General features: G+C 70.0%; 13 protein-coding genes. 12 read left to right on the top strand and 1 reads right to left on the bottom strand.

The annotated features are described in order from the left end of the window. Nucleotides 1-32: 32 nt before the first annotated feature. Both ACH4YP_RS23995 and rpsD read left to right on the top strand, forming a co-directional pair. Nucleotides 33-1,385: a replication-associated recombination protein A gene (locus tag ACH4YP_RS23995; RefSeq protein WP_398492375.1), complete on the top strand. Its 1,353-nt coding sequence runs from the start codon at nt 33-35 to the stop codon at nt 1,383-1,385. Between the two features lie 355 nt (nt 1,386-1,740). Further along, entirely contained in the window at nt 1,741-2,355 is a 615-nt protein-coding gene (gene rpsD, locus ACH4YP_RS23990) for a 30S ribosomal protein S4 (RefSeq protein ID WP_306940983.1), read from the top strand. 33 nt (nt 2,356-2,388) lie between these two features. Here the strand turns inward: rpsD and ACH4YP_RS23985 are convergent, their stop codons facing one another. Beyond that, nucleotides 2,389-4,575, bottom strand: a complete 2,187-nt coding sequence (locus tag ACH4YP_RS23985; protein ID WP_398492373.1) for an ATP-binding protein — start codon at nt 4,573-4,575, stop codon at nt 2,389-2,391. Between the two features lie 126 nt (nt 4,576-4,701). On the opposite strand from ACH4YP_RS23985, the gene ACH4YP_RS23980 reads away from it, so the two are divergent. The 10 genes from ACH4YP_RS23980 (at nt 4,702) to aroB (ending at nt 14,779) form a co-directional block, all read left to right on the top strand. Then, nucleotides 4,702-5,169 carry a DUF948 domain-containing protein gene (locus tag ACH4YP_RS23980; protein WP_143635401.1) on the top strand — a complete coding sequence of 156 codons (468 nt, stop codon included), beginning with the start codon at nt 4,702-4,704 and terminating at the stop codon, nt 5,167-5,169. Nucleotides 5,170-5,176: 7 nt separating this feature from the next. After that, nucleotides 5,177-5,527 (top strand): DUF6167 family protein, encoded by a 351-nt coding sequence (locus ACH4YP_RS23975; protein ID WP_143635400.1) that lies wholly within the window; start codon nt 5,177-5,179, stop codon nt 5,525-5,527. After that, on the top strand, nt 5,527-8,199 hold the full coding sequence (gene alaS / locus ACH4YP_RS23970; protein WP_398492371.1) for an alanine--tRNA ligase: 2,673 nt from the start codon (nt 5,527-5,529) through the stop codon (nt 8,197-8,199). Before ACH4YP_RS23975 ends, alaS begins: the two co-directional genes overlap by 1 nt. Nucleotides 8,200-8,216: 17 nt before the next feature. Continuing rightward, the gene (gene ruvX / locus ACH4YP_RS23965; protein ID WP_266742349.1) at nt 8,217-8,681 is read left to right on the top strand and encodes a Holliday junction resolvase RuvX; all 465 of its coding nucleotides are present in this window, start codon (nt 8,217-8,219) and stop codon (nt 8,679-8,681) included. A gap of 125 nt (nt 8,682-8,806) precedes the next feature. Further along, nucleotides 8,807-10,663 carry an endolytic transglycosylase MltG gene (gene mltG / locus ACH4YP_RS23960; protein WP_398492369.1) on the top strand — a complete coding sequence of 619 codons (1,857 nt, stop codon included), beginning with the start codon at nt 8,807-8,809 and terminating at the stop codon, nt 10,661-10,663. After that, the gene (locus ACH4YP_RS23955) at nt 10,641-11,492 is read left to right on the top strand and encodes a shikimate dehydrogenase (protein ID WP_398492367.1); all 852 of its coding nucleotides are present in this window, start codon (nt 10,641-10,643) and stop codon (nt 11,490-11,492) included. The genes mltG and ACH4YP_RS23955 overlap by 23 nt, the downstream gene beginning before the upstream one ends. Nucleotides 11,493-11,561: 69 nt before the next feature. Further along, nucleotides 11,562-11,831, top strand: coding sequence for a hypothetical protein (locus ACH4YP_RS23950; RefSeq protein WP_266741751.1), 270 nt, complete (start codon nt 11,562-11,564; stop codon nt 11,829-11,831). Nucleotides 11,832-11,994: 163 nt separating this feature from the next. After that, a complete protein-coding gene (gene aroC, locus ACH4YP_RS23945) occupies nt 11,995-13,179 on the top strand; it encodes a chorismate synthase (RefSeq protein WP_055618429.1) in 1,185 nt (394 codons plus the stop codon). Nucleotides 13,180-13,208: 29 nt separating this feature from the next. Further along, nucleotides 13,209-13,691 carry a shikimate kinase gene (locus ACH4YP_RS23940; RefSeq protein WP_361069814.1) on the top strand — a complete coding sequence of 161 codons (483 nt, stop codon included), beginning with the start codon at nt 13,209-13,211 and terminating at the stop codon, nt 13,689-13,691. Then, nucleotides 13,688-14,779 (top strand): 3-dehydroquinate synthase, encoded by a 1,092-nt coding sequence (gene aroB, locus ACH4YP_RS23935; RefSeq protein WP_361069787.1) that lies wholly within the window; start codon nt 13,688-13,690, stop codon nt 14,777-14,779. Before ACH4YP_RS23940 ends, aroB begins: the two co-directional genes overlap by 4 nt. Nucleotides 14,780-14,838: the final 59 nt, after the last annotated feature.

Here is a 14,838-nt window from a genome sequence, read left to right as displayed (position 1 = left end):
CGTTGTCAGTGGCGTGACATAGGGTTTTGGACGTGGAGCCCGACCTGTTCACCGCCGCAGCCGAAGAACGCCAGGAGAAGGACCCGTCCAGCAGCCCCCTGGCCGTACGGATGCGCCCGCGCACCCTCGACGAGGTGGTGGGCCAGCAGCACCTGCTGAAGCCGGGCTCACCCCTGCGCAGACTGGTCGGCGACGGCGGAGGCCCGGCGGGCCAGTCCTCGGTCATCCTCTGGGGACCGCCGGGAACCGGCAAGACGACCCTGGCGTACGTGGTCTCCAAGGCCACCGACAAACGCTTCGTGGAGCTCTCCGCGATCACCGCCGGCGTCAAGGAGGTCCGCGCGGTCATCGAGGGCGCCCGTCGGGCCGCCGGAGGCTTCGGCAAGGAGACCCTCCTCTTCCTCGACGAGATCCACCGCTTCAGCAAGGCCCAGCAGGACTCCCTGCTCCCGGCCGTCGAGAACCGCTGGGTGACGCTGATCGCCGCGACCACCGAGAACCCGTACTTCTCGGTGATCTCCCCGCTGCTGTCCCGCTCGCTGCTCCTGACCCTCGAACCGCTCACGGACGACGACCTGCGCGGACTGCTCCGCCGGGCCCTCACCGACGAGCGGGGCCTCAAGGACGCCGTCACGCTCCCCGAGGACACCGAGGAGCACCTGCTGCGGATCGCCGGTGGCGACGCCCGCCGCGCGCTGACCGCGCTGGAGGCCGCGGCCGGGTCCGCGCTCGACAAGCGCGAGCCGGAGATCACCCTCCAGACCCTGGAGGAGACGGTCGACCGGGCCGCCGTGAAGTACGACCGCGACGGCGACCAGCACTACGACGTGGCGAGCGCGCTGATCAAGTCCATCCGCGGCTCGGACGTGGACGCCGCGCTGCACTACCTCGCCCGGATGATCGAGGCCAGCGAGGACCCCCGGTTCATCGCCCGCCGACTGATGATCTCCGCCAGCGAGGACATCGGCCTGGCCGATCCGAACGCGCTGCCGACAGCGGTCGCCGCCGCCCAGGCCGTGGCCATGATCGGCTTCCCCGAGGCCGCGCTCACCCTCAGCCACGCCACGATCGCCCTGGCCCTGGCCCCGAAGTCGAACGCGGCGACGACGGCGATCGGCGCCGCCATGGAGGACGTACGCAAGGGCCACGCGGGCCCGGTGCCGATGCACCTGCGCGACGGGCACTACAAGGGCGCGGCCAAGCTCGGTCACGCGCAGGGGTACGTGTACCCGCACGACCTGCCCGAGGGAATCGCCCCCCAGCAATACGCGCCGGAGGAGCTCAAGGACCGCGAGTACTACACCCCGACCCGCCACGGAGCCGAGGCGCGCTACGCGGACGCGGTGGAATGGACCAGGAAGCACCTCGGTCGAGGGCGGTCCTGACCGGTCCTGACCACCCTGTAGACTCCTCGAAGCGCTGCGTCCCGTGTCCGGCCTCCTCTAACAAGGAAGCCGACATCACCAGAACGGGACATCCAGCCGGAACCCTCACCGCAAGGCGGGGATTCCAGGAGCGTCGCGCACCGTCGAAGGTGTCGCGGGCAGCCCATCACCCTCCCGGTTCTCCGGGAATCGGTCGGTGGGCCTCTCGCGTGCTGCACGTATGTGCCCAGACCAGGGAGCGGCTGCCCCGCGGGTTCGACCGACCGGACCCGCAGGGTTTCCCAGGCTGCGGATTGCGACCTCCCCTAACCCTGGTGAAGCCGTATTCGCATCAGAAACATGAGGTGTTTGGTTCATGCCGAACCAGTCCCGCCCCAAGGTCAAGAAGTCGCGTGCCCTCGGCATCGCGCTGACCCCGAAGGCTGTCAAGTACTTCGAGGCCCGCCCCTACCCGCCGGGCGAGCACGGCCGTGGCCGTAAGCAGAACTCGGACTACAAGGTCCGTCTGCTCGAGAAGCAGCGTCTGCGCGCGCAGTACGACGTGTCCGAGCGCCAGCTCGTCCGCGCCTACGAGCGTGCCGCCAAGACGCAGGGCAAGACCGGTGAGGCTCTGGTCATCGAGCTGGAGCGTCGTCTCGACGCCCTGGTTCTGCGTTCGGGCATCGCCCGCACGATCTACCAGGCCCGCCAGATGGTCGTTCACGGCCACATCGAGGTCAACGGTGGCAAGGTCGACAAGCCGTCGTTCCGCGTCAAGCCCGACGACGTCGTGATGGTCCGCGAGCGCAGCCGTGAGAAGACGCTGTTCCAGGTGTCCCGCGAGGGCGGCTTCGCCCCCGACGGCGAGACCCCGCGTTACCTCCAGGTGAACCTCCGCGCCCTGGCCTTCCGCCTGGACCGCGAGCCGAACCGCAAGGAGATCCCGGTGATCTGCGACGAGCAGCTCGTCGTCGAGTACTACGCCCGCTGATCACCCTCAGCCGGATGTAGCACCACCTGTGCGTCAGCCCGTCGTCTCCCCGCCCTTCCGGGTGGGCGAGGCGGCGGGTTTTCGCATGTCCGGGGGCTCCGGCAGGCCGCGCGGCGGCGGCAGCGCACCCAGCAGCCGCGGCCGGGTGTGCCCGAGTGCCCGGCCCACCGCCGCCTGCCGGCCGAGCCGCTCACCGGCCCGTACGCACTCCTCGTACCGCTCGTCACCCAGCCGTTCCCGGGCCGTCGCCTCGCACTGCTCGTGCGGGGCGTTGTAGTAGGCGGAGCCGAACAGCGGCAGGCCCACCGACGGCCACATCCGGGACGCGGAGCCCTGGAGGACCGCGGCCTCGGCCGCGTCGCCCTCCGCCGCCGTGACCAGCGCGAGCAGCTCCATCGCCAGGACCGTGCCGAGCAGGTCGTTGAAGACGTGGTTGATGTCCAGACACTCGGCCAGCAACCGCCGGGCCCCGGGCAGATCGCCCTCGGTCCAGGCCGCGTACGCCAGGACGTACAGCGCGTACGCGAGGGTCCAGCGCTCGCCGTGGTCCAGGCAGACCCGGCGCACGTCCTCGCACAGCCGGACCGCGCCCGGCAGATCACCCTGGAAGGCCAGCGTCATCGCCAGCTCGACCTGGCCCATCAGGACGTTGCTGTTGAGCTCGCCGATCTCGTGATAGCGGTCGAGCGCCGAACGCAGCAGTGTCTCCGCACGGGCCATGTCGTCGGTGACCAGGGCCAGACAGCCGGTGCGGTGCTCGGCGTAGGCCACCGCGAGGGGGTTGCCGCTGTGCTCCGCCCTCTCCCGGCACTCGGCGAGCGCGGCGAGCGCCGCCACGGTGTCGCCCTGGAGGATCGCCACATAGCCGAGCACCCACAGCGCCTTCAGCCGCGAGCGCTCGTGGTCGGTGTCGAGGAGAACCGTCCGCTCCAGCCAGTGCCGCCCCTCCGACAGCCGGCCGCAGCCGACCCAGTAGAACCAGAGCGTGCCCGCGAGGTACTGGCCGAGATGGCCGCCGCCCGGCTCGGACAGGCACTGCTCCATGGCACAGCGCAGATTCGGCAGCTCCGCCTCCACGCGCGCGGCCACCTCGCGCTGCCGGGGCGAGAACCAGTCCAGCTCGCACCAGGTGGCGAGCCCCATGTACCAGTCGCGGTGGCGCCGCCGCAGCCGGGCCGTGTCGCCCGTCGCCCCCAGCCAGTCGGCGCCGTACGCGCGGACCGTGTCCAGCATGCGGTAGCGCACGCCCGCCGGGCCCTCCTCACGGGTGACCACCGACTGCGCCAGTAACTCGCCCAGCACGTCGAGGATGTTGTCGGGATGCAGGCCGTCGCCCCCGCACACGTACTCCACTGCCTCCAGGTCGAACTGCCCGGCGAACACCGAGAGCCGCGACCACAGCAGCCGTTCCTCCGGCGTGCACAGTTCATGGCTCCAGCCGATGGCCGTCCGCAGCGTCTGGTGGCGCGGGAGCGCGTCGCGCCCGCCGCCCGTCAGCAGCCGGAAACGGTCGTCGAGCCGCAGCAGCAGCTGCGCGGGGGAGAGGGCCCGCAGCCGTCCCGCCGCCAACTCGACCGCGAGCGGGATGCCGTCCAGCCGCCGGCACAGTTCGTGCACGTCCGCGCGGTTGCCGTCATGCAGGGTGAACCCCGGTGTGCTCGCGGCCGCCCGGTCCGCGAACAGCTCGGCGGCCTCCCGCTCGGTCAGCGGCGCCAGCGGGAACAGCCGCTCGCCCTCCACCGCCAGCGGCCTGCGCCCCACGGCGAGCACCCGCAGCCCCGGCGCCCGCCGCAGCAGCTCGCCGACCAGCGAGGCACACACGTCCACCAGATGCTCGAACCCGTCCAGTACGAGCAGGAGTTGGCGTTTGGACAGATGGTCGAGCAGCACCTGACGCGGCGGCCGGGACGTGTGATCCGTCAGACCGAGGGCCTCGACGACCGCGTACTCGACGAGTTCCGCCTCCCGCACCGCGGCCAGCTCCACGCGCCACACCCCGTCGCGGGGCCGGGTTCTGGCCGCCGCGCGCGCCGCGAGCCGGGACTTGCCGACCCCGCCGAGACCCGTCACGGTCACCAGTCGTGCCGCGCCGAGGGCCGCACCCAGTTGGGTCAGTTCGGCCGCGCGGCCCACGAACGCGTTGAGCTCCAGGGGCAGATTCCCGGCGCGGTGACCGCCGGCCCCCGCACCGGAACGCTGAGAACCCTGAGAACGCCTCATGGGGAACGGAGCGTACTCAGCCGTAAGCACTCCGTACAATCGCTTCGCGCAACTCCGGCTCCGGCGGGCGGTAATCCGGTACGGAGCGGCAGCCCCGGCGCGATAGGCTCGGGGGACGACTTTTCGATGTTGAGGCACGATCCAGGGAGCGGGTGCGCAGTGTCCGGTGGAGAGGTGGCCGGGATCCTGGTGGCCGTCTTCTGGGCGATCCTGGTCTCCTTCCTCGCGGTGGCACTCGCGAGGCTGGCCCAGACGCTCAGGGCGACCACCAAGCTCGTCGCGGACGTGACCGACCAGGCCGTCCCGCTCCTGGCAGACGCCTCCTCGGCCGTGCGCTCCGCACAGACCCAGATCGACCGGGTGGACGCCATCGCGTCGGACGTCCAGGAGGTCACGTCGAACGCGTCGGCGCTCTCCACGACCGTCGCCTCCACCTTCGGCGGCCCCCTCGTGAAGGTCGCGGCGTTCGGCTACGGCGTACGCCGGGCCATCGGCGGCCGCCGCGAGGACGCACCCGCCAAGCCCGCGCGACGCACCGTGATCGTGGGCCGCACCGTCCCGTCGGCGCGACGGGGAAAGCGGAAGAAGGACTGACGCAGCGATGTTCCGCCGTACGTTCTGGTTCACCGCGGGCGCAGCCGCCGGTGTGTGGGCCACCACCAAGGTCAACCGCAAGCTCAGGCAGCTGACACCCGAGAGCCTCGCGGCCCAGGCAGCCAACAAGGCGGTCGAAGCGGGCCACCGCATCAAGGACTTCGCACTCGACGTCCGCGACGGCATGGTCCAGCGGGAGGCCGAACTCGGCGAGGTGCTCGGGCTGAACGCCGACCCGGAACTGCCCTCCCCGCGCCGCGTCGCCGCCATCGAGAACAGCAACGACCCGAAGTACAGCAAGAACCCGACGTATGTCGAGAGGTCGACGTACTCGTACAACCGGAATGAGGACCACTGATGGAGTCGGCCGAGATTCGTCGCCGCTGGTTGAGCTTCTTCGAGGAGCGCGGTCACACCGTCGTCCCTTCGGCGTCGCTCATCGCGGACGACCCGACTCTGCTCCTGGTCCCGGCCGGCATGGTGCCCTTCAAGCCCTACTTCCTGGGTGAGGTCAAGCCGCCGTTCGACCGCGCCACGAGCGTCCAGAAGTGCGTCCGTACGCCGGACATCGAAGAGGTCGGCAAGACCACCCGGCACGGCACGTTCTTCCAGATGTGCGGCAACTTCTCCTTCGGCGACTACTTCAAGGAAGGCGCCATCAAGTACGCCTGGGAGCTGCTCACCAGCCCCCAGGACAAGGGCGGTTACGGTCTGGAGCCGGAGAAGCTCTGGATCACCGTGTACCTGGAGGACGACGAGGCCGAGCGCATCTGGCACGACGTCGTCGGCGTGCCCAAGGAGCGCATCCAGCGCCTCGGCAAGAAGGACAACTACTGGTCCATGGGCGTCCCGGGCCCCTGCGGCCCGTGTTCCGAGATCAACTACGACCGCGGCCCCGAGTTCGGCGTCGAGGGCGGCCCCGCCGTCAACGACGAGCGGTACGTGGAGATCTGGAACCTCGTCTTCATGCAGTACGAGCGTGGCGAGGGCAGCTCGAAGGAGGACTTCGAGATCCTCGGCGACCTGCCGAGCCAGAACATCGACACGGGCCTCGGCCTGGAACGCCTCGCCATGATTCTGCAGGACGTGCAGAACCTGTACGAGATCGACACCTCCATGGCCGTCATCAAGAAGGCCACCGAGCTGACCGGCGTCCAGTACGGCAGCGGCAAGGACTCCGACGTCTCCCTGCGCGTGGTCACCGACCACATGCGCACGTCCGTGATGCTCATCGGCGACGGTGTCACCCCGGGCAACGAGGGCCGCGGCTATGTGCTGCGCCGCATCATGCGCCGCGCCATCCGCAACATGCGGCTGCTGGGTGCCACGGGTCCGGTGGTCAAGGACCTCGTCGACACCGTCATCGAGATGATGGGCCAGCAGTACCCGGAACTCGTCACCGACCGCAAGCGCATCGAGACCGTGGCCGTCGCCGAGGAGAACGCCTTCGTCAAGACGCTGAAGGCCGGCACGAACATCCTCGACACCGCCGTCACGGAGACCAAGGCCGCCGGCGGCCAGGTCCTCGCCGGCGACAAGGCCTTCCTGCTCCACGACACCTGGGGCTTCCCGATCGACCTCACCCTGGAGATGGCCGCCGAACAGGGCCTCTCAGTGGACGAGGACGGCTTCCGGCGCCTGATGAAGGAGCAGCGGGAGCGCGCCAAGGCCGACGCCAAGTCAAAGAAGACCGGCCACGCCGACATGGGCGCCTACCGCGAGATCGCGGACGCCGCCGGCGAGACCGACTTCATCGGCTACTCGGACACCGAGGGCGAGTCCACGGTCGTCGGCATCCTCGTGGACGGCGTCTCCTCGCCGGCCGCCACCGAGGGCGACGAGGTCGAGATCGTCCTCGACCGCACCCCGTTCTACGCCGAGGGCGGTGGCCAGATCGGCGACACCGGCCGCATCAGGGTCGACACCGGTGCTGTCGTCGAGATCCGCGACTGCCAGAAGCCCGTCCCGGGGGTGTACGTCCACAAGGGCGTCGTCCAGGTCGGCGAGGTGACCGTCGGCGCCAAGGCCCAGGCCGTCATCGACGTACGCCGCCGCACTGCCATCGCCCGTGCCCACTCGGCCACCCACCTCACGCACCAGGCCCTGCGCGACGCCCTCGGCCCGACGGCCGCCCAGGCCGGTTCCGAGAACCAGCCCGGCCGGTTCCGCTTCGACTTCGGCTCCCCGGCCGCCGTGCCCACGGCCGTGATGACGGACGTCGAGCAGAAGATCAACGAGGTGCTCGCCCGCGACCTGGACGTGCACGCCGAGATCCTGAGCATCGACGAGGCCAAGAAGCAGGGCGCCATCGCCGAGTTCGGCGAGAAGTACGGCGAGCGCGTCCGGGTCGTCACCATCGGCGACTTCTCCAAGGAGCTGTGCGGCGGCACGCATGTGCACAACACCGCCCAGCTGGGCCTGGTGAAGCTGCTCGGCGAGTCGTCGATCGGTTCCGGCGTACGCCGTATCGAGGCCCTGGTCGGTGTCGACGCCTACAACTTCCTCGCCCGTGAGCACACGGTCGTCGCCCAGCTCCAGGAGCTGATCAAGGGACGTCCGGAGGAGCTCCCGGAGAAGGTCTCCGCCATGCTCGGCAAGCTGAAGGACGCCGAGAAGGAGATCGAGAAGTTCCGCGCCGAGAAGGTGCTGCAGGCCGCCGCCGGTCTCGCCGGCTCCGCCAAGGACGTGCAGGGCATCGCACTTGTCACCGGCCAGGTGCCGGACGGCACGACCGCCGACGACCTGCGCAGGCTGGTCCTCGACGTCCGTGGCCGTATCCAGGGCGGACGCGCCGCCGTGGTGGCCCTGTTCACGACGGTCAACGGCAAGCCGCTGACGGTCATCGCCACCAACGAAGCCGCCCGCGAGCGCGGCCTCAAGGCCGGTGACCTGGTGCGTACGGCCGCCAAGACCCTCGGCGGCGGCGGTGGCGGCAAGCCGGACGTCGCCCAGGGCGGTGGCCAGAACCCGGCCGCCATCGGTGACGCCGTCGATGCCGTCGAACGCCTCGTGGCCGAGTCGGCCAAGTGAGCGAGGGCGAGCGGGTCATGCGCCGCGGCCGCCGGCTCGCCATCGACGTCGGGGACGCCCGGATCGGGGTCGCCTCGTGCGACCCCGACGGGATCCTCGCCACTCCGGTGGAGACCGTGCCGGGACGCGATGTCCCCGCCGCCCACCGGCGCCTGAAGCAACTCGTCGAGGAGTACGAGCCGATCGAGGTCGTCGTCGGCCTCCCGCGCTCCCTCAAGGGGGGCGAGGGCCCGGCCGCCGTCAAGGTTCGGGCCTTCGCGCAGGTCCTCGCCCGGGGGATCGCACCCGTTCCGGTGCGGCTCGTGGACGAGAGGATGACCACAGTGACGGCCAGTCAGGGACTGCGCGCCTCGGGCGTGAAGTCCAAGAAGGGCAGATCGGTCATCGACCAGGCAGCGGCCGTGATCATCCTCCAGCAGGCACTGGAGTCCGAACGGGCGTCAGGTACATCTCCGGGCGAGGGCGTCGAAGTGGTCATCTGATCGCGGTACGGTAACGTTCCGCGCGATGCGGTGGTGTTCGAATACCCTCCGCACAGGAGAGAGGCGGACGGGAGCCGAGCCGAGTTAAGCCACCGCGACCGCCGCCTCGCGGCTCTAGGGGATCGATGACTGAGTATGGCCGGGGCCCAGGCTCCGAACCGTGGCATCCGGAGGACCCGTTGTACGGGGACGGCGGATGGGGAGGACAGGAGGCCAACACGGCCCAGTCCCCCTACGGCGGCCAGCCGCAGCAGCACCCGCAGGAGCCGCAGCAGCAGTACGGCGACTGGGGAGCCGCCCAGCAGCCCGGATACGACCAGGGCCAGCAGCAGTACTACGCCCAGGGTCACCAGCAGCAGTACGTCCAGGATCACCAGTACGGCGGGCAGGCTCCGCAGCAGTACAGCAACGGTCAGGGTGGGCAGGGCTACCACGACCAGGGTGGGCAGCAGTACAACGGCGGTCAGCAGTACGGCGACGGCCAGCAGTACAACGATGGTCAGCAGTACAACAACGGCCAGCAGTACAACGGCCAGCAGTACGACGGTGGTTGGGGCAACACGGGGCAACAGCATCAGCAACACCAGCAGCAGCCCCAGGTCCCGTACGGCGTCGATCCGAACGATCCCTACGGCGGCCAGGCTGCCGCGTACGGCGGTCAGCAGGCCGACTACTACGGGACTCCCGACGCGTATCCGCCGCCGGAGCCGCCGAGCCGCCGTGGAGTCGAGCCGGAACCGCCGCAGACCGACTGGGACCCGGGCCCCGACCAGGGCGAGCACGCGTTCTTCGCGGGCGGCAACGACGACGACGATGACGACGACTTCGAGGACGAGGCCAAAGGCCGTCGGCGCGGCAAGGCCGGCAAAGGCGACAAGGAGAACAAGGGCAAAGGCGAGAAGAAGAGCCGGAGCGGCAGTGCCTGCCTGGTTGTGACGCTCGTCCTCACCGGAGTGGTCGGCGGCGTCGGCTATTTCGGCTACCAGTTCTATCAGGATCGTTTCGGCTCGGCGCCGGACTACGCGGGCGACGGTACGAGCGACCGGGTGACCGTCGTGATCCCCAAGGGCTCCTTCGGGTCGGTGATCGGCCAGAAGCTCAAGGCAGCGGGCGTGGTCAAGAGTGTGGACGCCTTCGTGTCGGCCCAGGGTAAGAATCCGGACGGGGGCAAGATCCAGGCGGGCTCCTATCTGCTCAAGAAGGAGATGTCCGCCGAAAGCGCTGTCGCGCTGATGCTCGACCCCAAGAGCCAGAGCAGCCTGGTCGTCAAGGAAGGCGAGCGGAACGTCACGGTCTACGCGGCCATCGACAAACAGCTGGGGCTTTCCAAGGGCACCACCGCGGGCGTCGCGAAGAAGAAGTACGAGAGCCTCGGACTTCCGGACTGGGCGAACACCGAAAGCGACATCAAGGACCCGCTGGAAGGATTCCTCTATCCGGCGACCTATCCCGCCGCCAAGGGAATGAAGCCCGAGGCGGTCCTGAAGGAAATGGTGTCGCAGGCCAAGCAAGAGTACGTCAAGTACGACCTGGAGGACAAGGCCAAGGAACTCAACCTGAACGACCCGTTGCAGGTCATCACGGTCGCGAGCCTTGTCCAGGCCGAGGGAATCACGCACGACGACTTCAAGAAGATGGCCGCCGTCGTCTACAACCGCCTGAAGTCGACGAACGACGTCACCAACCAGAAGCTCGAATTCGACTCGACGTACAACTACCTCAAGGGTCAGAGCAAGATCGACATTGCGACGAGCGAGATCCGCAACTACGACGACCCGTACAACACGTACTTCTACAAGGGTCTTCCGCCCGGGCCGATCGGAAATCCGGGCCAGGACGCGCTGAAGGCGTCGGTGAGTCCGGACGGCGGTGCGTGGATGTTCTTCATCTCCATCGACGGTAAGAAGACGGACTTCACCAAGACCTTGAGTGAGCACGAGAAACTGGTTAAGGAATTCAATGAGCGGCGCAACAAGGACTGACGGAGACCGGAGAAACCGAGCCGCCGTACTCGGTTCCCCGATCGCCCATTCCCTCTCTCCGGTGCTGCACCGTGCCGCGTACGACGAACTGGGCCTGGACGACTGGTCGTACGACCGTTTCGAGGTCGACGAGGCGGCTCTGCCGGGATTCGTCGGGAAACTCGGTCCCGAATGGGCCGGGCTGTCGCTGACGATGCCGCTGAAGCGGGCGGTCATTCCGCTGCTCGACGAGATCAGCGGGACCGCGTCCGCCGTCGAGGCCGTGAACACGGTGGTGTTCACCGAGGACGGGCGGCGCCTCGGCGACAACACCGACGTCCCCGGGATGGTCGCCGCCCTGCGTGAGCGGGGGATCGAGCAGGTGGACTCCGCGGCGATCCTCGGCGCGGGCGCCACCGCCTCCTCCGCGCTGGCCGCCCTCGCGCGGATCTGCACGGGCGAGGTCGTCGCATACGTCCGCAGCCGGGCCCGCGCCGCCGAGATGCGGCAGTGGGGCGAGCGGCTCGACGTAGAGGTGCGTACGGAGGATTGGGCGGACGCGGAGCATGCCCTGCGCGCGCCGCTCGTCATCGCCACCACCCCGGCGGGTACCACCGATGTCCTCTCCTCCGTGGTCCCCGAGCGGCCCGCCACGCTCTTCGACGTGCTGTACGACCCGTGGCCCACCGCGCTCGCCGCGCGCTGGTCGGCGTACGGAGGAGCCGTCGTCAGCGGCCTCGACCTGCTGGTGCACCAGGCGGTGCTCCAGGTCGAGCAGATGACCGGGCGTGCTCCGGCCCCGCTGGACGCCATGCGGACAGCGGGCGAGAAGGCCCTCGCGAGCAGGTAGGACCGGCCTATACGATTCGGCCTTCGGTTCCGCAGGGGGCGGAACTCGGGGGAGCCGGGGGGCTGATCCATGCATGTGACGCTGGCGTCGTGGAAGTCGGAGATATTCGAGGCCGTGCTCGGCTTCCTGCCGGACTGGGCGCAGATGACCGGGCTCGGGCTCGTGGTGGTCGCCGTTCTCGCGACCTGGGCCTACAAGCTGAAGCGCAAGCTCGCCTACCGACGGGCGCTGCGCACGGGGCAGCCCGTCCACGCGGCGGCGCAGTACGGGCAGGGCCGCGGCGCCGACTACCTCGGTGCCTACGCACCCCAGACCCGCCAGGACGACGCCACGACCTGACCACGTCGCCGTCCGCCTGATGGACCTGCGGCGGGGCGGGCGGCGCGGACGTGGGAGGATCGTGACTGGCGGGCCAGGGCCGCGCACCCGGTCGCGCCGTACGCGAGGACGCGCGTACGCAAAGGCAGTACGCAGTACCAGGGCGCGAGCATGAGGAGCACCGTTGAGCAGGTTGCGCTGGCTGACCGCGGGGGAGTCCCACGGTCCCGCACTAGTCGCGACGCTGGAGGGACTTCCCGCCGGCGTGCCGATCACCACGGAGATGGTGGCGGACCACCTGGCCAGGCGTCGCCTCGGGTATGGACGCGGCGCGCGCATGAAGTTCGAGCGCGACGAGATCACCTTCCTGGGCGGCGTACGGCACGGTCTCACCCTGGGCTCCCCGGTCGCGATCATGGTGGGCAACACCGAGTGGCCCAAGTGGGAGCAGGTCATGGCGGCCGACCCCGTCGACCCGCAGATCCTCGCCGAACTGGCCCGCAACGCCCCGCTGACCCGGCCCCGCCCCGGTCACGCCGACCTCGCCGGTATGCAGAAGTACGGCTTCGACGAGGCCCGGCCGATCCTGGAGCGTGCCTCCGCGCGGGAGACCGCGGCCCGGGTGGCGCTGGGCGCCGTGGCGCGTTCGTACCTGAAGGAGACGGCGGGCATCGAGGTCGTCTCGCACGTCGTCGAGCTGGCCGCCGCGAAGGCTCCGTACGGCGTCTACCCGACCCCCGCCGATGTGGAGAGGCTCGACGCCGATCCCGTGCGCTGCCTCGACGCCGACGCGTCGAAGGCGATGGTCGCGGAGATCGACCAGGCCCACAAGGACGGCGACACGCTCGGTGGCGTGGTCGAGGTCCTCGCGTACGACGTGCCGGTGGGCCTCGGCTCGCACGTGCACTGGGACCGGCGGCTGGACGCCCGGCTCGCGGCCGCTCTCATGGGCATCCAGGCCATCAAGGGTGTCGAGGTCGGTGACGGCTTCGACCTGGCGCGGGTGCCCGGCTCCAAGGCGCACGACGAGATCGTGCGGACCGACGAGGGCATCAAGCGGACGTCCGGGCGCTCCGGCGGCACCGAGGGCGGCCTGACGACCGGCGAACTCCTGCGCGTACGGGCCGCCATGAAGCCCATCGCGACCGTGCCGCGCGCGCTGGCCACCATCGACGTGGCGACCGGCGAGGCGACCAAGGCGCACCACCAGCGCTCGGACGTGTGCGCGGTCCCGGCCGCGGGCATCGTCGCCGAGGCCATGGTGGCGCTGGTCCTCGCGGACGCGGTGGCGGAGAAGTTCGGCGGCGACTCCGTGCCCGAGACGCGGCGCAACGTCGAGTCGTACCTCCAGAACCTGGTCGTGCGGTGAGCGCTCCGCGCGTGATCCTGGTCGGCCCCATGGGGGTCGGCAAGTCCACCGTGGGCGAACTGGTCGCCGAGCGGCTCGGCTGCGCCTACCGGGACACCGACGGCGACATCGTGGCCGAGCAGGGCCGCACCATCGCCGACATCTTCGTCGACGACGGCGAGCCCGCCTTCCGCGAGATCGAGAAGCAGGCGGTGCACCGGGCCCTGGCCGGGCACGACGGCGTGCTGGCACTCGGCGGCGGTGCGATCCTCGACGCGGACACCCGGGCGCTGCTGGCCGGACAGCCCGTCGTGTACCTCTCGATGGACGTCGAGGAGGCGGTGAAGCGCACGGGTCTGAACACCGCACGGCCGCTGCTCGCCGTGAACCCGCGCCGGCAGTGGCGCGAGCTGATGGACGCCCGCCGCCACCTCTACACCGAGGTCGCGACCGCCGTGGTGGCCACCGACGGCCGAACCCCCGAAGAGGTCGCCCAAGCGGTCCTCGACGCACTGGAGTTGAAGGAAGCATGAGCGAGGCAGTGACGCGGATCCACGTCGGCGGCACGGCGGGCAGCGAGCCGTACGAGGTGCTGGTCGGCCGCCAACTGCTCGGCGAGCTGGGCACGTTGGTCGGGGAGCGGGCCAAGCGGGTCGCGGTGATCCACCCCGAGGCGCTCGCCGAGACCGGCGAGGCGCTGCGGGCCGACCTGGCCGGACAGGGCTTCGACGCCGTCGCCATCCAGGTGCCCAACGCCGAGGAGGCCAAGACCGCCGAGGTCGCCGCGTACTGCTGGAAGGCGCTCGGACAGTCCGGCTTCACCCGCACCGACGTGATCGTCGGCGTGGGCGGCGGGGCGACCACCGACCTCGCCGGATTCGTGGCGGCGACCTGGCTGCGCGGAGTGCGCTGGATCGCCATCCCGACCACCGTGCTCGCCATGGTGGACGCGGCGGTCGGCGGCAAGACCGGCATCAACACCGCCGAGGGCAAGAACCTCGTCGGCGCCTTCCACCCGCCCGCCGGTGTGCTGTGCGACCTGGCCGCCCTCGAATCGCTGCCGGTCAACGACTTCGTGTCCGGGCTCGCCGAGATCATCAAGGCCGGCTTCATCGCCGACCCGGCGATCCTCGAACTCATCGAGGCCGACCCGCAGGGCGCCCGCACCCCCGAGGGGCCGCACACCGCCGAGCTCATCGAGCGCTCCATCAAGGTCAAGGCCGAGGTCGTCTCGTCCGACCTCAAGGAGTCCGGGCTGCGCGAGATCCTCAACTACGGGCACACCCTCGCCCACGCCATCGAGAAGAACGAGCGCTACGAGTGGCGGCACGGCGCGGCGGTCGCGGTGGGCATGCACTTCGCGGCCGAGCTGGGACGGCTGGCGGGGCGCCTCGACGACGCGACCGCGGACCGGCACCGCACGATCCTGGAGTCGGTCGGGCTCCCGCTGAGCTACCGCTACGACCAGTGGCCCAAGCTCCTGGAGACCATGAAGGTCGACAAGAAGTCCCGCGGCAACCTCCTCCGCTTCATCGTCCTCGACGGCCTGGGCAAGCCCACCGTCCTGGAAGGCCCCGACCCGGCGGTGCTCCTCGCCGCCTACGGCGAAGTGGGCGAATAGCTCCCTCCGGCGAAACTTGGTCTGATTTGCCTTGTGCGGAGGGGCACTTCGGACCGTCC

The organism is Streptomyces sp. NPDC020747, assembly GCF_044334695.1.
Classification (GTDB): domain Bacteria; phylum Actinomycetota; class Actinomycetes; order Streptomycetales; family Streptomycetaceae; genus Streptomyces.
The sequence above is the reverse complement of the archived record's forward strand: the minus strand, read 5'-3'. Positions and strand labels throughout refer to the sequence as shown.